Origin of the sequence: Pseudomonas aylmerensis (genome assembly GCF_001702265.1) — a bacterium.
GTDB classification, from domain to species: Bacteria; Pseudomonadota; Gammaproteobacteria; order Pseudomonadales; family Pseudomonadaceae; genus Aquipseudomonas; species Aquipseudomonas aylmerensis.
In genome coordinates this window covers 96,406-114,706 of record NZ_MAUE01000025.1, presented here as the reverse complement: position 1 = coordinate 114,706, position 18,301 = coordinate 96,406, and the positions used below count along the sequence as shown (strand labels likewise).

Below are 18,301 nucleotides of genomic sequence, written 5' to 3'. Positions count from 1 at the left end.
GGCTCAGCAGCAGGCGCTGGCCCGTTGTGGTCTGTCGCCCATTGCTTCCAGGCGTTGTGCGTCGCTGTGCAACCAGGTCTGGTTGGCTTGCAGGGTGGTCTGCAACACCTCGGTCACCCAGCCAGGCAGCGCCGGGTTGAGGCGGTAGTAGATCCATTGGCCCTGGCGACGATCCAGCACCAGCCCGCAACTGCGCAGTTGCGCCAGGTGGCGGGAAATTTTTGGCTGGCTGTCGTCCAAGGCATGGATCAGTTCGCAGACGCAAAGTTCGCCTTCGCGCAGGATCAACAACGTCAGGCGCGCGCGGGTGGCGTCAGCCAGGCATTTGAACAATGTGGGTGGAGAGAAGAGGTCCGACATGCGCAGGCCTGTTTGTAATATATGGAAATACGAATATACGGATATCCATATATTTAGGTCAAACCTTGTTTCAATTGACGTGGATCAAATCCGCGGAAATCAGCCACAAGTGTTTGAAATTAAAATGAAACAAGAATGTCCTAAAGTGCCTGCCCATTGCTGATGAAGGATGACCCCGCGTGACCCGTGCCACTCGCAACCTGCGCAAGACCCTGGATTCCGTCGCGGAAAATAACGAAACCGCGGCGTTCGACCTGATGCGTGCCGTCGAAAAACTCGGCGATGAAGTCCTGCGCCAACGTCTGCTCAATACCATCCACCGCCTCAACCAGGATGCCCACGAACTGCGCGAAGCGCGGGATTCGGTGGAGCAGGTGTCGGTACGCCTGGCCTGAGCAAGATCGTTCAAGACAAGCCCCTCGTTGCGCTGGCATGCTTGTCGACTGTCTGTCGATGAGCCGTCTCCATGCCTACTGCCTTACCTCATTACGCCTTCGCTCGCGGCGCAATCGCCGTCATTCCCCTGTCCCTGGCCTGTGCGCCCTGGGGCCTGCTGGCCGGTTCGATGGCCATCGATGCGCAATTCACCCCACTGCAAGCCCAAGGTTTGTCGGCCATCGTGTTTGCCGGCGCGGCGCAGTTGGTCGCCATCGGCATGGTCAAGAGCGGCGCCAGCCTGATCTCCATCGTGCTCACCACGCTGCTGCTGACATCCCAGCACTTGCTCTACGGCATGCACCTGCGCCCGATTATTTCCCCGCTTAAAAGCCGCTGGCGCATGAGCCTGGGCTTTCTGTTGACCGACGAATTCTTCGCCCTGGTCAGCCACTACGACCGCGAAACCTTCAATCGCTGGTATGCGCTGGGGGTCGGCCTGACGTTCTACATCGCCTGGAACCTGTTCACCCTGGCCGGCATCGTGCTCGGCAAAAGCATCCCCGGCCTGGATCAACTGGGCCTGGAGTTCTCGATTGCCGCCACCTTTATTGCCTTGATCACGCCGGTGGTGCGCGACGTGCCGACAGTGGTCTGTGTGGCCGTGTCATTGTTGTGTTCAGTGTGGTTGAGCTTCCTGCACTGGGAGTCGGCGGTGGTGGTGTCCGGCGTGCTGGGCATGAGTGCCGGGTTTGTGTGCAAACGCCTGGGAGTAGGGCAGCGATGATCTACCTGATGATTGTGGCCATGGGCCTGGTGGTGTTTCTCAACCGTTACCTGTTTATCGAGCCGCGCTTGCCGGTGCGCCTCAATCGCGGGGCGCGCGAGTTCCTGGGGTTTGCGGTGCCGGGCATGCTCACGGCGATCTGCGGGCCGATCATTTTTCTCGCCGACCACCAGCTCAACCTGAGCCCGTCCAACCCTTACCTGCTGGCAGCCATCTGCGCGGTAGGGCTGATGTTCTGGACGCGTAACGTGTTGATCACCGTGCTGCTGAGCATGGCGTTGTTCTACCTGTTTCGTTGGTGGCTCTGACGCACAGGCGAAAAAAAGCCCGCGGGAGAGCGGGCAGAAGGGAGACTTCTTAAAAATGAGCCTGCCGACTATAGGCGGCGCGATCGCCCCTCACAGTGAAACTAAATTCATGCTGCGTGCGGGGCAGGTTTCTGCCTGGCTTTCGCATCGACGGTTCCGCTAATGGTAGAGTCGCGTTTTTTTCCAAGGAACGATGGCATGCACAAGGTCGTAATAGGCGCATTGGTACTGGCCGCCCTGGCCGGTTGCGCGGGCTCGAAGATGAAAGAGGCGCGCGCCGGCAACCCCTACAAGACCATGACCTCGGACAAGGCCACCCTGGTGGTTGCCGAGTGCATTCAGTTCGGTTGGCAGGATGAAAGTGTGTTTGGCGTCGACGCCGGCGGCTTCAAGGAGCCCACCGGAGCGGGTGGTTTTACCGTCTACACCACCGCTGGCGATTACTTTGTCGACGTGCTGAGCGCCGGCGCCGGATCGACCGTCAAGTACTACGCAGCGCAAGACAACATGCCGGCCAAACGCCGCCTGGCGGCCCTCGCGACCTGTCTGTAATCCATTGCCTTAGTGCTTTTAGGAATCGCCCGGCGGGACAGCCGCCGGACATTCGCTTATGATGCACGCGCTCGCCCGACATGATGGCTCTTTACCAGTACACGGACGTCGAGGCCTAAACGTCGGGCGAGCATCCTTTCAACCCTTAGCGCGGCATAAAACCCAGGTGCCAGCGACGGGGAATCTTCAGCGACACCAACCCCAGCACCCCCGCCAATGCGCCGCTGACCCACAGCGCCCGCAGGCCCAGCTGTTGTTCCAGCAGCGCGCCAATCACCGCTCCGATAAACATCCCCGCCCATGGAATCAGTTGCACCCGCCAGCCGTTGCGGCGTTCGCCGAGCATCCAGCGACCCAGCCCACGCCCGAAGCGTGACAGCGCTCCGGTGACGTAGGTGAGACCCACCGGCAAGCCGTTGACCTCTTCCACTGCCGCATTGAGCATGCCCATCGCGATGATCGCCGCCAGCAGCGCGGGCAACGTGTCGGCGAAGGGCAGCAGCGCGCCGCCGCAGAGCAAGGTTGCAATGCACAACAGCAAAGGCAAGGCATGCCGCCGGCTGAGGCGGCTGACCACTACGCCCAAGGCGTTGCCCACCACGAATGTCGCAACCAGCAACAGCAGGCGTGCGGTCAAGCCGAGATCGCCGGCACTGATCGCCACCGCCAGGCGCGTGGTGTTGCCGCTCATGAACGACACAAAGTCACCGCTGGCCATAAAGCCGATGGCGTCGGTCATGCCCGCCAGCACCGACAGGCTGGCCACCAGCATCAGGCCGACGCGACCCCGCCAGCGCTGTTGATGGGCGAGTGCGGCATTGGCGAAGGGCTTGCGCGGCGAAGGTAGCATGGGGCCGGGTTCCTCGGTGAGATTATCCGGCCACTACCGTAGGACGCTTTGCGGCGCCATGCAATGACCTCAGACACTCTCCAGGCGCCACCCCTCCGGCTGCCAGCGTAAATGATGCGTCGGCCGAATCGCCTGCACGAACGCCGGGTCATGCGAGACCACCAGCATCGCCCCGTCGAACCCCTGCAGCGCCTGCTCGAAGGCGAGCACCGATTCCAGGTCAAGGTGGTTGGTAGGCTCGTCGAGCAACAGCAGTTGCGCGGGCGTTGCTCGCCACAGGGCAATTGCCATCGCGGCCTTCAAGCGCTCGCCGCCGCTGAGTTGGCCGGCCGGCTGGGTGACCCGTAATGCATCCAGTTGCAGCAAGGCCAGGCGCGTGCGCAACTGGGCTTCGGCCAAGGGGGTGTCGAGCAGGTTGAGTTGGTCGATGATCGAGCGTTGGTCGTCGAGCAGCGCCAGATGCTGGTCGATGTAGGCGCTGGGTACCGGCACTGTGCATTCGCCCCTGACCGGCTGCCACAGGCCTGCCAGCACTTTGAGCAGAGTGGATTTCCCACAGCCGTTCGGCCCTTGCACCGCCACGCGCACCGGCCCGATCAAATCGAGTGTCAGCGGCGGCTGTGACAGCCAGGGTAATTGAACCTCGGCCAGGGCAATCACGCGGCGGCCATTGGGCACTGCCGAGCCGGGCAAGGCCAGCAGGGTCGGTGTTTCGTCCTCGACGCGCGCGTAGGCCTCGCGCACTTGATCATCCAGCTCGCTTTTGTGCGTGTGATGCGCGCTGCGCACAGTACTGACGATTTCGGTGGCGGCGCCTTTCCAGCGCGCCTTGGTAAAGCGGTCGACATTGGCCGTCTCGGCATGTTTGCGCGAGCGCGCGGCATTGCGCTGCAGGCTGTCATGATCCTTTTGCAGGCGCCGGCGTTCGCGGCTGCGCTCCAGGCGCGCGTGTTCCAGCGCGGCGATGGCGGCGTGCTGTTCGGTGTCGCGCTGCAGGCGATAGGCAGCATAGTTGCCGCCATACACCTGAGTACCGAGCGGCGACAGCTCAATGATGCGCCCGAGGGTGTTGAGCAATTGCCGATCATGGCTGACCACCACCAGGCCGCCGCGCCATGCCTGCAGCACCTGCAACAGCCAGGTGCGGCCGTCGCCGTCGAGGTGGTTGGTAGGTTCATCGAGTACCAGCAGTTGCGGTTCCGCGAGCATCGCACCGATCACCGCGACCCGCGCCAGCTGGCCACCACTGAGCTGATCGGCGCGCGTGTCAAAACCAAGCGCGGCCAGGCCTGCGGCGTCCAGGGCGGTGCGCAGACGTTCGGCCAGGTCCCACCGATCATCGATCACCTCAAGATCATCGACCCGCGCCACGCCCGCCGCCATGCGTGCGAGGGCCGCCAGGGGCTCGGCGGTACCGGTGATATCGGCGACGGTTTGCCCAGCATTCACCACCACGGCCTGCGGCACGTAAGCCACGCGAGCCGAACAGTCGAGCGAACCGGAGGAGGGCGGCAATACCCCGGCGATCAATTGCGCGAGGATGCTTTTGCCGCGGCCATTGCGCCCGACGATCCCCGTGGGGGTGTGATCAATGGACAGGGACAGGTCGTGCAGCAAGGTTTCGCCATTGGCGAATTGGAAGCTCAGGTGTTGCAGTGAAACCAGGACGGGCAGCCGGTTGACGTCAGTCATCAGCACCTCCAAAAAAATGTCGGACAGGCCAACAAGCACGCCAGGCGGCTCGTTGCAGATACATTTTGGAAGGCTTAGTGGTTCACGTCGGCGGTCATCCCGGGCGTCAGAAGGGAGACAGAGCCTAACCTGCCTTGGCTTTTTCTGGCAAGTCGGCGCTCAGTTTCTCCAGGAACATGGCCAGCGCAACTTCCTCGGCTTTCAAACCTTTGCGCAGGCGCGGCTTGGGCAGGCGGGACAGTTCACCCAGGCTGAAATGCTCCAGCACGGCCGGGTGGATATAGCACTTGCGGCACACGGCCGGGGTGTTGCCGAGTTGCTTGGCGACATCCTTGACCATCGCCACCACATGCCGTTTGGCGTCGGATTCCGGCTGCCATTCCAACTCGCGCAGCACTGCCAGCGCCATCGCGGTACCGGCCCAGGTGCGGTAATCCTTGGCGGTGAAATCGGCGCCGGTGAGGCTGTGCAGGTACGCGTTGACGTCATGCGAGCTGACCGTGTGGCGCTCGCCGTCCTCGTCCAGGTACTGGAACAGGTTCTGCCCCGGCAACTCCAGGCAGCGCTTGACCACTGTGGCCAGGCGCCGGTCCTTGACGCTGACCTGGTGCTCCACGCCGCTCTTGCCGCGAAACTGGAACTGGATCTCACTGCCCTTGATGTCGACATGGCGGTTGCGCAGGGTGGTCAAGCCGTAGGATTTGTTGTCCCGCGCGTACTGGGTATTGCCGACGCGGATCAAGGTCGCATCCAGCAGCATCACCACGGTAGCCAGCACCTTTTCGCGGGTGAAACCGGGCTCGGCCAATTGCGCTTCGAGTTGCTTGCGCAGTTTGGGCAGGGCGTTGCCGAATTCCTGCAGGCGTGAATATTTGTCGGTGTCACGCACTTCGCGCCAGCGCGTGTGGTAGCGGTATTGCTTGCGTCCCCGCGCGTCGCGACCGGTCGCCTGCAGATGGCCGCGCGGGTCGGCGCAGATCCACACGTCGGTGTAGGCCGGGGGCACTGCCAGGGCATTCAGGCGCTTGATCTCGTCGGCATCCTGGATGCGTTCGCCCTTGGCATCGAAGTACTGGAACTTGCCGCGCAGGCGCTTGCGGCGGATGCCGGGTTGGGTGTCATCAACGTAATGCAGGTCGCGGGGCAGGTCGGCGGGCAGCGCGGAGTCGGGCATGGTGCAGGTTCCTTGGCAACAGATCAGGCCGGTATTCCTGATTGACCGTAGCCGTTTGCGGTCGTGCCAAAAGGTTTTTTACGCGAGCACCGCCACCGCCTTGATCTGTGCCCATAGCCGCTGACCGGGGTGCAGTTGCAGCTGATCGCGGGAGAACCGCGTGATCCGCGCGAGCAGCGGCGTGCCATCGGCTTCCAGGCGCACCAGCACGTGAGCACTGTTGTCTGCCGGGATTTCCTGGGTGACCGTCACCGGCAGGCGATTGAGAATGCTGCTGGCTTCCTCGGCTTGCAGGCTGAGGCTCACGTCCCGCGCCTGCACCTTGACCCGCAACGCCTTGCCCAGCGCCAGCGGCGCATGCGCCACGCGCAGGTGCTGGGCACTGTCCGGCAGTTGCAGCGTGAGCAATTGGTAATGATCGTCGTAGGCGCTGACGCTGCCGTTGATGACCACGCCAGCGTCGTCGCCCAGCGCCATCGGCAGGTCGAGACGCGCCAGGGTTTCGCCAATCGGGCCGCTCGCCAGGGCCTTGCCGTCGCTGAGCAGCACGATGTGATCGGCCAGGCGCGCGACTTCATCCTGGGCATGGCTGACGTACAGCACCGGGATGTCCAGTTCATCGTGCAGGCGTTCCAGGTACGGCAGGATCTCGCCTTTGCGCTTGCTGTCGAGCGCGGCCAGCGGTTCGTCCATCAACAGCAGGCTTGGGCTGGTCAGCAATGCACGGGCGATGCCGATGCGCTGGCGTTCACCGCCGGACAAGTGCTGGGGATGGCGATCCAGTAGATGGCTGATCCCGAGCAATTCGCTGGCCTGGGCCATATCGACCCGCCGCTGCGCGCGCGGGATGCGCTTGAGGCCAAACTCCAGGTTCGCCCGGACCGACAAATGCGCAAACAGGCTCGCCTCCTGGAACACGTAGCCCAGGGCCCGTTTGTGCGGCGGCACGAACAGCCCGGTGCGGCTGTCCTGCCAGACTTCATCGTTGATCTGCACAAAGCCCTCTTCGGCACGCTCCAGCCCGGCGATACAGCGCAGGCAGGTGGTCTTGCCGGAGCCGGAATGCCCGTACAACGCGGTCACGCCGCGTCCGGGCAAATGCAGGTCCACGTCCAGCGCAAAGCCTGCGTATTTCACATTGAGGCGCACATCAATCATCGGTATCAGCTCCAGCCCATCTTGGATTTACGGCTGGAGTAGAGCGCCAGCAACACGAGGAACGCGAACACCACCATGGAGCCGGCCAGCCAGTGGGCCTGGGCATATTCCATGGCTTCGACATGGTCGTAGATCTGCACCGAGACCACGCGGGTCTTGTCGGGGATATTGCCGCCGATCATCAGCACCACGCCGAATTCGCCGACGGTATGCGCGAAGCCGAGGATGGACGCGGTGATAAACCCCGGGCGTGCCAGGGGCAGGATCACGGTAAAGAAGGTATCCCACGGGTTGGCGCGCAAGGTCGCGGCCACTTCCAGCGGGCGCGTGCCGATGGCGGAGAAGGCGTTTTGCAACGGCTGCACCACAAACGGCATGGAATAGATCACCGAGCCAATCACCAGCCCGGCGAAACTGAAGGTCAGGGTACCCAGGCCCAGCCATTGGGTGAACTGGCCGAAGTAGCCATGGGGGCCCATCGTCAACAGCAGGTAGAACCCAATCACCGTCGGTGGCAGCACCAACGGCAAGGCCACGACTGCACCAATGGGGCCGCGCCACCAGGAGCGGGTGCGCGACAACCACAGGGCAATCGGAGTGCCGATGACCAGCAGGATCACGGTGGTCAGTGACGCCAGTTTGATGGTCAGCCAGATAGCGGAAAAATCGGCACTCGACAGCGGCATTTACTGGGCCAGCTCGTAGCCGTAGGACTTGATCACCGCAGCGGCTTTCGGGCCCTTGAGGTACTCGACCAGGGCTTTGGCAGCGGCGCTGTCCTTGCCTTTGTTGAGGATCACTGCGTCTTGCTTGATCGGATCATGCAGGGACGCCGGCACGATCCAGGCCGAACCGCTGGTGACTTTGCCGTCCTTGTAGATCTGCGACAGCGCGACGAAACCCAGCTCGGCATTGCCGGTGGAGACAAACTGATACGCCTGGGTAATGTTCTGGCCTTCGACGATCTTGTCCTTGACCTTGTCGGTCAGGCCTTCTTTGGCCAGCACTTGGGTCGCGGCAAGGCCGTAAGGTGCGGCTTTCGGGTTGGCGATGGACAGGTGCTTGAATTGGTTTTTCTTCAGCACTTCGCCCTTGGCGTCGACGTAACCTTCCTTGGCCGACCACAATGCCAGGGTGCCCACGGCGTAGGTAAAGCGCGAGCCTTTGACGGTGTCGCCTTCGGTTTCAAGTTTTTGCGGGGTAGTGTCGTCGGCACTCAGGAACACTTCGAACGGCGCGCCGTTCTTGATCTGGGTGTAGAACTGCCCAGTGGCGCCGTAGGCTGCGACCAGCTTGTGGCCGGTGTCTTTTTCGAAGTCGGCGGCAATCGCCTGGATCGGTGCGGTGAAGTTGGCGGCAACGGCCACCTGGACTTCATCGGCGTGGGCCGAACCGAAGGCGAGGGCGGCGACCAGCATGGCCAGGCGTGAGGCGTGAATCTTCATGAAGCAGCTCCTTGAGGATTGTACGGCTTGTTATAGGGAGAAGGCTTAACCGCTATGTATGGGAATATATAGCGGTTGGCCATTGCCGGTACAGTGCAAAGTTGCTTCAGCTGCTGCCGCTAGTTGAGCTTGGCCAGGGCCTGTTCGGCCAGTTCGCGGGTCAGTTCGTATGTGGGGGTTTCCTTGCCCAGGCGTAATGCCTGGCCCGCCCACAGGTTGCTGAACCCGGCTTCGTCCTTGGCCTTGAGCGGGATCAACGCGCCGCCGGACGTGGGAAATGCCGGCGCTGCCGGGTTGATCGCCCCCAATTCACGCATCACGCGGTTGACGATGCCTCGCGCCGGGCGGCCGGTGAAGAGGTTGGTCAATGCGGTTTCGCTGGCCTGGGCTGTGCGCAATGCATGGTGGTGGGAGGCGCTGACGTTGGCTTCAGGGGTGAACAGGTAGGCAGTGCCAATCTGGACGGCCGAAGCACCGAGGGCAAATGCCGCGACAATCCCGCGCGCATCCCCAATCCCCCCGGCGGCAATCACCGGCACGCTGACGGCGTCGACGATTTGCGGCAGCAGGGCGAACAGCCCGATCTGGGTATTGAGGTCGTCGCTGAGAAACAACCCACGATGGCCGCCGGCCTCGATGCCCATGGCGATGATGGCGTCGCAGCCGTGCTGTTCCAGCCAGATCGCTTCTTCAACCGTGGTGGCAGACGACAGCACTTTCGCGCCGGTGGCTTTTACCCGGTCCAGCAGAGATTTTTCCGGCAAGCCGAAGTGAAAACTCACGACCTCGGGGCGAAAGGCTTCGACCACGTGGCACGCGGCTTCGTTGAACGGCTCACGGTTGGACACCGGTGTCGGCGCATCGAAATCGGCGCCCAGTTCGCGGTAGTAGGGTTCCAGCAGCGCTTTCCAGCGTTTGTCACGGGCGGCGTCGGCCGGGGGCGGCTGGTGGCAGAAGAAATTCACGTTGAGGGCGCGCGTACTGGCTTGGCGGATAGTGCTCAGAGCCTCGCGCAGTTGCTCGATGCTCAGCGCCGCGGCGGGCATCGAGCCCAGTGCGCCGGCGTTGCTGGCGGCAATCACCATGGCGGTGGTGGTAGCTCCCGCCATCGGGGCCTGAATGATGGGTACGTCGATGCCCAGCAGGTCGAGAATGCGCGTGTCTGGCCAGGTGCTCATGGGGTGCGTCTCCAGCGATAGTGAGGCTTTGCGCTGTTTTAGCAGGGCCCTTGGCACCCGGCCAGTCTGTTTTATTCACTGGACGAAGCGGGCGTTTCGTGGTGCGCCATCAGTTGATGGCATCCCCCAGCACGGCATGGATACGCTCGGCGATACGGCTGGCATGGGTTTCCAGGGCAAAGTGGCCGGTATCCAGCAGTTCGACTACCGCGTTCGGGTTGTCGGTTTTATACGCGTGGGCGCCAGGCGGGATGAAGAACGGATCGTTCTGGCCCCAGATCACCAGCGTCGGGACCTGAGTGGCCCTGAAGAATGCCTGGAAGGCCGGGTACAGCGTGAGGTTGTTGCGGTAGTCGAGGAACAGGTCCAGCTGGATTTCGTCATTGCCGGGACGCTGCATCAGCAACACGTCGAGCATGTAGGACTCGGGCGCAACCCACTCCGGGTGGTCTACACCGTGCAGGTATTGGTAGCGCGTGCCTTCCAGGCTGATTACCGCATTGCGAATCACCTCGCGATTAGCCTGGCTCGGCTCGGCCCAGTAAGCCTGGATCGGTGCCCAGGCATCACCCAGGCCTTGCAGGTACGCGTTGCCATTTTGCGAGACCAGCGCGCTGACCCGCCCAGGGTGCGCGACTGCCAGGCGCAGGCCGACCGGTGCGCCGTAATCGAAGACATACAGCGCGTAGCGGCTCAACGCCAACGCATCGACAAAATGCCCCACGGTAGTCGCGAGGTTGTCGAAGCTGTAGACGTACTCGCGTTCCTCCGGCACCTCGGTGAAGCCGAAGCCGGGGAGGTCCGGCGCGATCACCCGATAGCGGCTGGCGAGCAGCGGGATCAGGTTGCGGTACATATGCGACGAGCTGGGAAAACCGTGCAACAGCAGGATCACCGGGGCGCCAGGGTCGCCGGCTTCGCGGTAGAACATGCGTACGCCATCGACGTCGACGTGATGGTAGTGAACAACGGGGGCATGCGTGGTCATGGTAAGTACGCCTATTGTAACTTGATAAAGTTGATATACGGGTTACCGTGTTAAAAAGCTGCGCTTAAAAAGGTAACCTGTCAAATTGTTTTATCAGGTTAGTGTTTTGTCGTGAGTAACTATCCAGGCGAGCCAATAGCGGTTACCATTCCAGCGCTCTCAAGAGGATCGATCATGGCCATTTCCCCACCCCCTGCCGTCCCGCTGGAACCCTACGTGCTCGCCGATGACCCGGTGCTGGACATGCTCAACACGCGCGCCAATGTCGATGGCCAGCCTTTCGAGTTCTGGCAACACGATGCGGATGTCGAGCGTTGGCTGGTGCGTCTGGGATGGGCCGAGGAGGGGCGCGTGCCGACGTTCGAGCACGGGGCTTTGCTCGCGGCGGCCTTGAAGTTGCGTGAAGTGATTCGGCTGTTACTCGAACAGCGCAAGGCCGGTACGCAAGGCGACCCCGAGCCCCTCAACGGTTTCCTGCGCAAGGCCGTGAGCCATCCGCAATTGGCGTGGCCGGCGCCCGGTGAACTGCGGCTGGAGCGTCAGCGCAAACTGCAAACCGCTGAACAGTTTCTCGCGCCGATTGCCGAGGCGGCTGCGGGTTTGCTGGTGGGTGGGGATTTCAACCTGATCCGTACCTGCGAACATCCGGAATGCGTGCTGTGGTTTTACGATCGCACCAAAGCCCACAAGCGCCGCTGGTGCAGCATGGCGTTGTGTGGCAATCGGCATAAGGTTGCGCAGTTTCGCAAGCGCCAGTCGCTCTAGACTTCGCTTTCGCGCGCAAGCAACTGGCGTTTACGCTCGACGCCCCAGCGGTAGCCCGACACATCGCCATTGCTGCGCACCACGCGATGGCAGGGGATCGCCACCGCCAGGCTGTTGGCCCCGCAGGCCTGGGCCACGGCGCGAAATGACTTGGGCGCGCCGATACGCTCGGCGATCTGCGCATAGCTGGCCGTGCTGCCCACCGGAATCTCGCGCAGCGCTTGCCAGACCCGTTCCTGAAACGCCGTGCCGCGCAGGTCCAGTGGTAAGTCCAGGCCCAGCGCGGGTGCCTCGATAAACCCGACCACCTGGGCGATCAGTTGCTCGAAACGGCGGTCGGCGCCGACCAGGTTGGCCTTGGGGAATTGATCCTGCAGGTCACGCACCAGTGCGTCCGGATCATCCCCGAGCAGAATGGCGCACACGCCGCGCGCGCTTTGCGCCACCAGGATGGCGCCCAGCGAGCATTGGCCGACGGCGAACAGGATCTCGCTGTTGGTGCCCCCGGCCTTGTAGTCGCTGGGCTTCATACCGAGCAACCGGTTGGCCGACTCGTAAAAGCGGCTGTTGGAATTGAAGCCTGCGTCGTACAGCGCGTCCGTCACCGAATGCTGGCCCTTGAGCCCATCGCGCACTTTGCGTGAGCGGTGGGCGCTGGCGTAGCCCTTGGGGGTCAGGCCGGTCACGCTTTTGAACACGCGGTGGAAATGAAAAGCGCTGAGGCCGGCCTGCGCCGCCAGCGTGTTGAGGCTGGGCGCGGTGTCGGCCGACTCGATGTGCCGGCAAGCATCGGCCACCACTTGCGCGTGGTGCGCGGCCAGTTGCGTCTGGTCGCCGGCCGCGCGTTTGCTCGGGCGATAACCGGCCGCCTCGGCGTGCGCGGCAGTGTCGAAGAACTCGATATTTTCCGGGCGCGGCAACCGCGAGGCGCTGCTGGGGCGGCAATACACGCCGGTGGTCTTCACGCCGTAGACGAACAGCCCATCGGCCTTCGGGTCGCGGGCGAGAATGGCAGCCCAGCGCGGGTCTTGTTCGGTAGTCATGCTCGGCACTCTTGACGGATTCTGGCCAGATTAGACCTGCCGCGAGGGCCTGGCACTCCGAAGCTTGCGGTCAAATCAGCCAGCGGCGCGAAAGGTCAGGTTGATGCGCTGCGGGCCCATGACCGGATGCACGCCTTCCTTGATCGGCATCACCCCATGAAAGCGCAGGCGATCGACGCCGCCCCAGACCACCACGTCGCCATGGAACAGCGAAATCTTCTGGGTCTTGCCGCTGCGTTCATGGCCACCAAACAGGAAAATCGCTGGCAGCCCCAGGGAGACTGACACTACCGGTTCACTGTAGCGGCGTTCGTTTTTGTCCTGGTGCAGGGACATCTTCGCGCCCGGCACATAGCGATTGATCAGGCAGGCATCCGGCCTGAAGTCGACGAAGCCGGCGTCTGCCGCGGCTTCCATGGCCAATTGGCGCAAGGTCTCCGGCATGGACGGCCAGGGCTGCTGACTACGCGGATCGAGGGGGGTGTAGCGGTAGCCGGTCGCGTCGGTGGTCCAGCCCAGGTCGCCGCAACTGCTCAAGGCCGCCGACATGGTGAAGCCGCCGGGCGTTACCATCTGTCGAAACGGCGATTGGGCCAGCACGCGGCGCAGCTCTGGCAGCAGTCGTTCAATCCAGGGCAGGGCGTAGCCCCTAAGGACGTAGGACTCTTCGCCGATCTGCTCGCGCCCAGCCGGTTGCTGCAGGGCGTCATCGGCGAACAGGTCGGCGGTGGGGCCGGGCATGGCTTACAGCGCCTTGCTCACATTGATGTCGGTGATTTCATCACTGGCATCGTGGATTTTGGCCAGCGCTTGTTTGGCTTCCTCCACGCTATTGGTGTGCAGTTGCGCGAATTCGAAGCGGCGTTCGCCGTTGAGTTTGTACTTGATGACGTATTTGGTAGTGGCAGTCACGATCATTTCCTGGAAAGGGTACGGGTCAGCTCAGTTTCGAACTGGTACGGCGCACGATGCGAATCTTGTGCGACAGCGCGGGCTTCTTGGTGACGCTGATCGCGCGGCGCGTGACCACGTCGAGGGTAATGTTCCAGAACCCTGTGCTCGGTGCGGTGATCTTGGCAGGGAATTTGTCGAAGGCGCCACCGTGGTAGGTATGGCGGCCGCCATTCTTGAAGCTGCGAAAGTTCGCATCACTCATCAGACGAATATTACAAGTCTGCGAGCATTCGATGACGACAATGTCTCCCTCGTTGAGGTGCTCGCGCTGGTGGATGAATTTCATGCGGGTGTCTCCGGAAGGGCTTTTTCTGAAAAATCAGAACGATACGTAGGTTAAGATGGAGTTTATCAGCCCCAGCGCGTTTATTATCGGCCCGTGTTCGATCGCGTCGACAATTTAAAACAGTTATTTACCGAGTTATCAGGGATAAATCCTACTTGGGCGGGAGAAATTTACCATCCCCGCTGTCGTAGGGTCTTTATCGGAGGTTTTATATGAAGTGGAGTGTGTTGGTTCTGGCCTTGGCGATAGGTGGGTGTGCTTCGGTTGCAGATATCAAGCAGACGCCGCCGACATTGGCTGTCATCTCAGGGAAAAAACCGCAGGAATATGCCGCTTGTGTCGTGCGCAAATTGTCCACCACGCGCCGTCCGCCACAGATCGAGCCGCATAAGGACGGTGTTCAGGTCATCGTGCCGCAGAAGTTCTCGGCAGATCCGTCGGCCATTTTCGAGATCGAAGAGCGCTCCAGCGGCAGCAGCATCAAGCTCTACGAGAGCATGTCCAATGTGCCTATTCGTCCGGGTGACGTGAAGAAGGCTGGCGAAGAGTGCATTTCCGGCTGAAACCGGCCCTTTACCCCGCAAGTTCGAATTCGATAAAAGCCTGACCCTGCCCCTGGCAGCGTCAGGCTTTTTTTTTGGGTGTTGTTCCTATGCGTTCATTCCCCTACCATTTGTAGGCTTATGCCATAAATGCCTAAGCATATAACTATAAAAATGGAGTCGTGATGATGTCATTGGAACGCATGCTGATGGGCAGCGCGCTGCTGTTGATGTTGGGCAATGCCCACGCGCTGGACGGGAACAAGATTTTTACCGAGGGAGGATCGCAGGCGGGCGCCATGCCCTGTGTCGCCTGTCATGGCGCTGACGGGCTGGGCATGGCGGCCGCGGGCTTTCCCCGCTTGGCCGGTTTGCCGGCAGCGTACACGCGTAAACAGCTGGAAGACTTCAAGCGCGCCAGTCGAAGTCATCCGGTGATGGAGCCGGTGGCGAAAGCCCTGACTGACGCGGAAATCGATGCGGTGAGCCAGGCCTTGGCCGCGATGCCTGCGCCTGCGCCGACCGTGGCGCATCGCAGCGAAATGCCGAGCAACCCCGCGCAGAAACTCGCCCTGCAGGGCGCATGGGAGCGGCAGATTCCGGCCTGTGTCAGTTGTCATGGACCGGCCGGCAGCGGGGTCGGCGATGCCTTTCCGCCGTTGGCCGGCCAGCCTGCGGCCTACCTGAAGGCGCAATTGTTGGCTTGGCAGGGCGGCACCCGACACAACGATCCGAATGATCTGATGGGACACATCGCCAAATCGCTGACGGCAGACGAGGTACAGAGCGTGGCCGAGTATTTCGCGGGGCTCAGCCCGGAGGTGAAGCCATGAAAGCCTTTATGTTGCTCGGAATGCTGGTCGTGTTGCCCGCGCATGCCGCGACCATCGCCATGGAAGACCAGTCGCAACTTCAACCGGCGACCGCCCACCCGCCAGCCGCGCCTTTCCAGCCACCCCAGGAAAGCGAACTGCCTGACAACGCCTACGGCAAGCTGGTCCGGCAAGGCTACGCGTTGTTCGTCGATACCCAGCGGCTCGCGCCACAGTTTGTCGGCAACGGCCTCAATTGCAGCAATTGCCACCTCGACCAGGGACGCCTGGCCAATTCGGCGCCGCTGTGGGGCGCTTATCCGATGTACCCGGCCTATCGAAAGAAGAACGACAAGGTCAACACCTTTGCCGAGCGCTTGCAGGGCTGCTTTCAGTTCAGCATGAATGGTGGTACGCCGCCCGCAGCCGACAGCCCCGAGATCACTGCGCTGTCGGTGTACGCCTATTGGTTGGCCAGCAAGGCGCCCTTGGGCGTCGAGTTGCCGGGGCGCGGCTATCCCGACGTGGCGCAACTGGCCAAAGGTTACGACCTGGCGCAAGGCGCGCAGGTGTACAAAGGGCAGTGTGCGGTGTGTCATGGCGCCGAAGGGCAAGGGCAAAAAGTCGGTGACAGCTACGTGATGCCGCCGCTCTGGGGTAAGGATTCCTACAACTGGGGCGCGGGCATGCACCGAATCAACACGGCGGCGTCCTTCATCAAGCACAACATGCCATTGGGCAAGGGCGGCAGCCTGAGCGATCAGCAGGCGTGGGATGTGGCGGCCTACGTCAACAGTCATGAACGGCCGCAGGACCCGCGGCTGATCGAGGGTTCGGTGGAGAAAACCCGGGTGAAGTTTCATGCCAATGATGGGGTCAATCTCTACGGGCAAACCGTAGATGGCGTGCTGATCGGGCAGGGCATCCGTTAAACTGTCGGCCATTCACTGCAAAAATGCCGCGCAACCCCTGGGTTTGCGCGGCATTGGTCTTTTCCTGGAAATAATCTCATGAAGCGCGAACACGTCAGAGCTCACCACGCCGAGGGTCAGATCTCGGCCACCCATGTCATCCAGAATCCCGCCGATCTGGGCGAGTGGATCGTATTCTTCAAGAAAAGCGGCGGGCGCAGTTTCTTCCTGGTCGATGATCAGGATGAAGTCGAGTCATTCGAGCGCCTGGATGACCTGATCGAGACCATTCGCGGCCTGGGCATCAAGTTCGCCGAAATCCACATGTAGGACACGCGTGCCTACTTGCACACCACCACGACGCTGCGGCTCTTGAAGTTGCCGACATCCTTGCCCAGGGTCTTGTCGTCCTCGCTCAGCGCAGGGGTGCCTTCGGTACCGACGATGCGGTAGCCGGTGCCGGCACAGGACGCATCAGCCTTTTCGTAGCAACTGGCCCAGGAATTGGCCTCGCCGGAGCAGTCGATGGTCAGACCTTGTTCACCGTTTTTCAGGTAGACGTCAGAGGTGGTGGTGCAGCCGGCCAGCGCCAGTACCGCAATCAGTGCCAGGATCTTGTTCATGTGGGTTCGTCGTCAAAGGGTGTTGGGAGGGGCGCGCTGACAGTGTCGTTGGGCGTTTTCGGCAGATTATAGCGATCTGCCACCTAGGTACAGACAATCGCAAAAAAGCCCCGTTCAACGGGGCTTCTGGTCGTGTCGCGAGCCTTACTTGCCTTTGGGGCGCTTGCTCGACGCGTGGCCAGCTTCGTCCACAAACACTTCGGCTACCGCAATCGCTTCACGCTCGGTCGCGAACGTCCCTGCGACGCTGTCTCCGTGGAAGTTGATCAAGTGCCAGCCATCTGCTCGCTGAGTGATCAAGTAGCCGTTCACGCCTTTTGGTTCTGACATCTATTAAGAATCTCGTGGTCTGGTTCAAGGGCCTAATGATAGCGCCAAATGTCGCGGGTCAGCGCAAGTTATTCTAGGTCAGTGTTACGGGTTGAAAAGCGTGCTAAAAAGGTTGCAGGCCTTGGTGACGACAAGGTGCAGGCAGTTTTGGCCGTGTTGGTGATAACGCTCTTCGTAAGATAAGCGGAACTTACGCTGACATTTTTTCTCTATGTTGACATCGCAACGCCAGCAGGACCCATTGTAAGGTGACTGCGGCCTGATTAGACTGCGCCGAATTCGTACGCACAGCCCTTTGTAAGGACCCATATGATCAAGAAATGCTTGTTCCCAGCAGCCGGTTACGGCACTCGCTTCTTGCCAGCGACCAAGGCCATGCCCAAAGAGATGCTGCCGGTGGTGAACAAGCCACTGATTCAGTACGGCGTCGAAGAGGCACTGGATGCCGGTCTGAACGAAATCTCCATCGTGACTGGCCGTGGTAAGCGCGCGCTGGAAGACCACTTCGACATCAGCTACGAGCTGGAAAACCAGATCAAGGGCACCGACAAGGAAAAATACCTGGTCGGTATCCGTAAACTGCTCGACGAGTGCTCGTTCTCCTACACCCGTCAGACCCAGATGAAAGGCCTCGGCCACGCCATCCTGACTGGCCGCCCGCTGATCGGTGACGAACCGTTCGCCGTGGTCCTGGCGGATGACCTGTGTGTCAACCTGGAAGGCGACGGTGTGCTGACCCAGATGGTCAAGCTCTACCAGAAGTACCGCTGCACCATCGTTGCGGTCATGGAAGTGAACCCGACCGAAACCAACAAGTACGGCGTTATCGCCGGCGACGACATTGGTGATGGCCTGATCCGCGTTCGCGACATGGTTGAGAAGCCAGCACCGGAAGATGCGCCCTCGAACCTGGCGATCATCGGTCGTTACATCCTGACCCCGGACATCTTCAAGTTGATCGAAGAAACCGAGCCAGGCAAAGGCGGCGAGATCCAGATCACCGACGCCCTGCTCAAGCAAGCCAAAGACGGTTGCGTGATTGCCTACAAATTCAAAGGCCAGCGTTTCGACTGCGGTGGCGCTGAAGGCTACATCGAGGCGACCAACTTCTGCTACGAGCACTTCTACAAGACTGGCAAGGCTTACTGATTCACGGTAAGCGTCGCCT

General features: G+C 61.5%; 25 protein-coding genes. 10 read left to right on the top strand and 15 right to left on the bottom strand.

The annotated features are described in order from the left end of the window. Nucleotides 1-3: 3 nt before the first annotated feature. Nucleotides 4-360, bottom strand: coding sequence for a metalloregulator ArsR/SmtB family transcription factor (locus BBG20_RS17275; protein WP_065905466.1), 357 nt, complete (start codon nucleotides 358-360; stop codon nucleotides 4-6). Nucleotides 361-539: 179 nt separating this feature from the next. Here BBG20_RS17275 and BBG20_RS17270 point away from each other — a divergent pair, with 179 nt between their 5' ends. The 4 genes from BBG20_RS17270 (at nucleotide 540) to BBG20_RS17255 (ending at nucleotide 2,382) form a co-directional block, all read left to right on the top strand. After that, nucleotides 540-755, top strand: coding sequence for a hypothetical protein (locus BBG20_RS17270; protein ID WP_025856028.1), 216 nt, complete (start codon nucleotides 540-542; stop codon nucleotides 753-755). 71 nt (nucleotides 756-826) lie between these two features. Next, complete coding sequence (locus BBG20_RS17265; RefSeq protein ID WP_065905465.1) at nucleotides 827-1,522, top strand: AzlC family ABC transporter permease; 696 nt, start codon at nucleotides 827-829, stop codon at nucleotides 1,520-1,522. Then, nucleotides 1,519-1,830, top strand: a complete 312-nt coding sequence (locus BBG20_RS17260) for an AzlD domain-containing protein (RefSeq protein WP_065905464.1) — start codon at nucleotides 1,519-1,521, stop codon at nucleotides 1,828-1,830. Before BBG20_RS17265 ends, BBG20_RS17260 begins: the two co-directional genes overlap by 4 nt. Nucleotides 1,831-2,028: 198 nt before the next feature. Next, entirely contained in the window at nucleotides 2,029-2,382 is a 354-nt protein-coding gene (locus BBG20_RS17255; RefSeq protein ID WP_065905463.1) for a hypothetical protein, read from the top strand. 145 nt (nucleotides 2,383-2,527) lie between these two features. On the opposite strand, the gene BBG20_RS17250 is transcribed toward BBG20_RS17255, so the two are convergent. The 8 genes from BBG20_RS17250 to BBG20_RS17215 all read right to left on the bottom strand — a co-directional run bounded on the left by BBG20_RS17250 (nucleotide 2,528) and on the right by BBG20_RS17215 (nucleotide 10,867). Continuing rightward, complete coding sequence (locus tag BBG20_RS17250; RefSeq protein ID WP_065905462.1) at nucleotides 2,528-3,232, bottom strand: YoaK family protein; 705 nt, start codon at nucleotides 3,230-3,232, stop codon at nucleotides 2,528-2,530. Between the two features lie 69 nt (nucleotides 3,233-3,301). Beyond that, a complete protein-coding gene (locus tag BBG20_RS17245) occupies nucleotides 3,302-4,924 on the bottom strand; it encodes an ATP-binding cassette domain-containing protein (RefSeq protein ID WP_065905538.1) in 1,623 nt (540 codons plus the stop codon). 124 nt (nucleotides 4,925-5,048) lie between these two features. Next, on the bottom strand, nucleotides 5,049-6,098 hold the full coding sequence (locus BBG20_RS17240) for a DNA topoisomerase IB (protein WP_065905461.1): 1,050 nt from the start codon (nucleotides 6,096-6,098) through the stop codon (nucleotides 5,049-5,051). Between the two features lie 78 nt (nucleotides 6,099-6,176). Beyond that, nucleotides 6,177-7,256, bottom strand: coding sequence for a molybdenum ABC transporter ATP-binding protein (gene modC / locus BBG20_RS17235; RefSeq protein ID WP_065905460.1), 1,080 nt, complete (start codon nucleotides 7,254-7,256; stop codon nucleotides 6,177-6,179). A 5-nt stretch (nucleotides 7,257-7,261) separates the two neighbouring features. Continuing rightward, entirely contained in the window at nucleotides 7,262-7,942 is a 681-nt protein-coding gene (gene modB, locus BBG20_RS17230) for a molybdate ABC transporter permease subunit (protein WP_065905459.1), read from the bottom strand. After that, nucleotides 7,943-8,701, bottom strand: a complete 759-nt coding sequence (gene modA / locus BBG20_RS17225; protein ID WP_065905458.1) for a molybdate ABC transporter substrate-binding protein — start codon at nucleotides 8,699-8,701, stop codon at nucleotides 7,943-7,945. Nucleotides 8,702-8,820: 119 nt separating this feature from the next. Then, nucleotides 8,821-9,879: an NAD(P)H-dependent flavin oxidoreductase gene (locus BBG20_RS17220; protein WP_065905457.1), complete on the bottom strand. Its 1,059-nt coding sequence runs from the start codon at nucleotides 9,877-9,879 to the stop codon at nucleotides 8,821-8,823. A 109-nt stretch (nucleotides 9,880-9,988) separates the two neighbouring features. Next, complete coding sequence (locus BBG20_RS17215; protein WP_065905456.1) at nucleotides 9,989-10,867, bottom strand: alpha/beta fold hydrolase; 879 nt, start codon at nucleotides 10,865-10,867, stop codon at nucleotides 9,989-9,991. A 174-nt stretch (nucleotides 10,868-11,041) separates the two neighbouring features. Between BBG20_RS17215 and BBG20_RS17210 the strand changes: the two genes are divergently transcribed. Continuing rightward, nucleotides 11,042-11,632 (top strand): CGNR zinc finger domain-containing protein, encoded by a 591-nt coding sequence (locus tag BBG20_RS17210; RefSeq protein ID WP_065905455.1) that lies wholly within the window; start codon nucleotides 11,042-11,044, stop codon nucleotides 11,630-11,632. Here BBG20_RS17210 and ada read toward each other — a convergent pair. The 4 genes from ada to BBG20_RS17195 all read right to left on the bottom strand — a co-directional run bounded on the left by ada (nucleotide 11,629) and on the right by BBG20_RS17195 (nucleotide 13,915). Further along, nucleotides 11,629-12,675, bottom strand: coding sequence for a bifunctional DNA-binding transcriptional regulator/O6-methylguanine-DNA methyltransferase Ada (gene ada / locus BBG20_RS17205; protein WP_065905454.1), 1,047 nt, complete (start codon nucleotides 12,673-12,675; stop codon nucleotides 11,629-11,631). The two genes, BBG20_RS17210 and ada, sit on opposite strands and share 4 nt — an antisense overlap. Nucleotides 12,676-12,750: 75 nt before the next feature. Beyond that, nucleotides 12,751-13,416: a DNA oxidative demethylase AlkB gene (alkB, locus tag BBG20_RS17200; RefSeq protein WP_065905453.1), complete on the bottom strand. Its 666-nt coding sequence runs from the start codon at nucleotides 13,414-13,416 to the stop codon at nucleotides 12,751-12,753. A gap of 3 nt (nucleotides 13,417-13,419) precedes the next feature. Continuing rightward, complete coding sequence (locus BBG20_RS32940) at nucleotides 13,420-13,587, bottom strand: hypothetical protein (RefSeq protein WP_098467678.1); 168 nt, start codon at nucleotides 13,585-13,587, stop codon at nucleotides 13,420-13,422. A 25-nt stretch (nucleotides 13,588-13,612) separates the two neighbouring features. Continuing rightward, nucleotides 13,613-13,915, bottom strand: coding sequence for a DUF1883 domain-containing protein (locus tag BBG20_RS17195; RefSeq protein ID WP_065905452.1), 303 nt, complete (start codon nucleotides 13,913-13,915; stop codon nucleotides 13,613-13,615). A 212-nt stretch (nucleotides 13,916-14,127) separates the two neighbouring features. On the opposite strand from BBG20_RS17195, the gene BBG20_RS17190 reads away from it, so the two are divergent. The 4 genes from BBG20_RS17190 (at nucleotide 14,128) to BBG20_RS17175 (ending at nucleotide 16,510) form a co-directional block, all read left to right on the top strand. Next, entirely contained in the window at nucleotides 14,128-14,478 is a 351-nt protein-coding gene (locus tag BBG20_RS17190; RefSeq protein ID WP_065905451.1) for a hypothetical protein, read from the top strand. Between the two features lie 164 nt (nucleotides 14,479-14,642). Further along, nucleotides 14,643-15,290 carry a c-type cytochrome gene (locus BBG20_RS17185; RefSeq protein ID WP_065905450.1) on the top strand — a complete coding sequence of 216 codons (648 nt, stop codon included), beginning with the start codon at nucleotides 14,643-14,645 and terminating at the stop codon, nucleotides 15,288-15,290. Further along, entirely contained in the window at nucleotides 15,287-16,201 is a 915-nt protein-coding gene (locus BBG20_RS17180) for a c-type cytochrome (protein ID WP_065905449.1), read from the top strand. Before BBG20_RS17185 ends, BBG20_RS17180 begins: the two co-directional genes overlap by 4 nt. Before the next feature lie 78 nt (nucleotides 16,202-16,279). Then, nucleotides 16,280-16,510, top strand: coding sequence for a hypothetical protein (locus BBG20_RS17175; RefSeq protein ID WP_065905448.1), 231 nt, complete (start codon nucleotides 16,280-16,282; stop codon nucleotides 16,508-16,510). 11 nt (nucleotides 16,511-16,521) lie between these two features. On the opposite strand, the gene BBG20_RS17170 is transcribed toward BBG20_RS17175, so the two are convergent. Both BBG20_RS17170 and BBG20_RS17165 read right to left on the bottom strand, forming a co-directional pair. Then, nucleotides 16,522-16,803, bottom strand: a complete 282-nt coding sequence (locus tag BBG20_RS17170) for a hypothetical protein (RefSeq protein ID WP_065905447.1) — start codon at nucleotides 16,801-16,803, stop codon at nucleotides 16,522-16,524. A gap of 144 nt (nucleotides 16,804-16,947) precedes the next feature. Next, the gene (locus tag BBG20_RS17165; protein ID WP_016969599.1) at nucleotides 16,948-17,133 is read right to left on the bottom strand and encodes a hypothetical protein; all 186 of its coding nucleotides are present in this window, start codon (nucleotides 17,131-17,133) and stop codon (nucleotides 16,948-16,950) included. 309 nt (nucleotides 17,134-17,442) lie between these two features. Here BBG20_RS17165 and galU point away from each other — a divergent pair, with 309 nt between their 5' ends. After that, the gene (gene galU / locus BBG20_RS17160) at nucleotides 17,443-18,282 is read left to right on the top strand and encodes a UTP--glucose-1-phosphate uridylyltransferase GalU (RefSeq protein ID WP_003173830.1); all 840 of its coding nucleotides are present in this window, start codon (nucleotides 17,443-17,445) and stop codon (nucleotides 18,280-18,282) included. Nucleotides 18,283-18,301 lie beyond the last annotated feature (19 nt).

Bases quoted from the DNA above. Each gene is read 5' to 3' on its own strand.
- BBG20_RS17275 (WP_065905466.1), bottom strand. From the start codon at position 360: ATGTCGGACCTCTTCTCTCCACCCACATTGTTCAAATGCCTGGCTGAC.
- BBG20_RS17265 (WP_065905465.1), top strand. From the start codon at position 827: ATGCCTACTGCCTTACCTCATTACGCCTTCGCTCGCGGCGCAATCGCC.
- BBG20_RS17260 (WP_065905464.1), top strand. From the start codon at position 1,519: ATGATCTACCTGATGATTGTGGCCATGGGCCTGGTGGTGTTTCTCAAC.
- BBG20_RS17255 (WP_065905463.1), top strand. From the start codon at position 2,029: ATGCACAAGGTCGTAATAGGCGCATTGGTACTGGCCGCCCTGGCCGGT.
- BBG20_RS17250 (WP_065905462.1), bottom strand. From the start codon at position 3,232: ATGCTACCTTCGCCGCGCAAGCCCTTCGCCAATGCCGCACTCGCCCAT.
- BBG20_RS17245 (WP_065905538.1), bottom strand. From the start codon at position 4,924: ATGACTGACGTCAACCGGCTGCCCGTCCTGGTTTCACTGCAACACCTG.
- BBG20_RS17240 (WP_065905461.1), bottom strand. From the start codon at position 6,098: ATGCCCGACTCCGCGCTGCCCGCCGACCTGCCCCGCGACCTGCATTAC.
- modC (WP_065905460.1), bottom strand. From the start codon at position 7,256: ATGATTGATGTGCGCCTCAATGTGAAATACGCAGGCTTTGCGCTGGAC.
- modB (WP_065905459.1), bottom strand. From the start codon at position 7,942: ATGCCGCTGTCGAGTGCCGATTTTTCCGCTATCTGGCTGACCATCAAA.
- modA (WP_065905458.1), bottom strand. From the start codon at position 8,701: ATGAAGATTCACGCCTCACGCCTGGCCATGCTGGTCGCCGCCCTCGCC.
- BBG20_RS17220 (WP_065905457.1), bottom strand. From the start codon at position 9,879: ATGAGCACCTGGCCAGACACGCGCATTCTCGACCTGCTGGGCATCGAC.
- BBG20_RS17215 (WP_065905456.1), bottom strand. From the start codon at position 10,867: ATGACCACGCATGCCCCCGTTGTTCACTACCATCACGTCGACGTCGAT.
- BBG20_RS17210 (WP_065905455.1), top strand. From the start codon at position 11,042: ATGGCCATTTCCCCACCCCCTGCCGTCCCGCTGGAACCCTACGTGCTC.
- ada (WP_065905454.1), bottom strand. From the start codon at position 12,675: ATGACTACCGAACAAGACCCGCGCTGGGCTGCCATTCTCGCCCGCGAC.
- alkB (WP_065905453.1), bottom strand. From the start codon at position 13,416: ATGCCCGGCCCCACCGCCGACCTGTTCGCCGATGACGCCCTGCAGCAA.
- BBG20_RS17195 (WP_065905452.1), bottom strand. From the start codon at position 13,915: ATGAAATTCATCCACCAGCGCGAGCACCTCAACGAGGGAGACATTGTC.
- BBG20_RS17190 (WP_065905451.1), top strand. From the start codon at position 14,128: ATGAAGTGGAGTGTGTTGGTTCTGGCCTTGGCGATAGGTGGGTGTGCT.
- BBG20_RS17185 (WP_065905450.1), top strand. From the start codon at position 14,643: ATGATGTCATTGGAACGCATGCTGATGGGCAGCGCGCTGCTGTTGATG.
- BBG20_RS17180 (WP_065905449.1), top strand. From the start codon at position 15,287: ATGAAAGCCTTTATGTTGCTCGGAATGCTGGTCGTGTTGCCCGCGCAT.
- BBG20_RS17175 (WP_065905448.1), top strand. From the start codon at position 16,280: ATGAAGCGCGAACACGTCAGAGCTCACCACGCCGAGGGTCAGATCTCG.
- BBG20_RS17170 (WP_065905447.1), bottom strand. From the start codon at position 16,803: ATGAACAAGATCCTGGCACTGATTGCGGTACTGGCGCTGGCCGGCTGC.
- BBG20_RS17165 (WP_016969599.1), bottom strand. From the start codon at position 17,133: ATGTCAGAACCAAAAGGCGTGAACGGCTACTTGATCACTCAGCGAGCA.
- galU (WP_003173830.1), top strand. From the start codon at position 17,443: ATGATCAAGAAATGCTTGTTCCCAGCAGCCGGTTACGGCACTCGCTTC.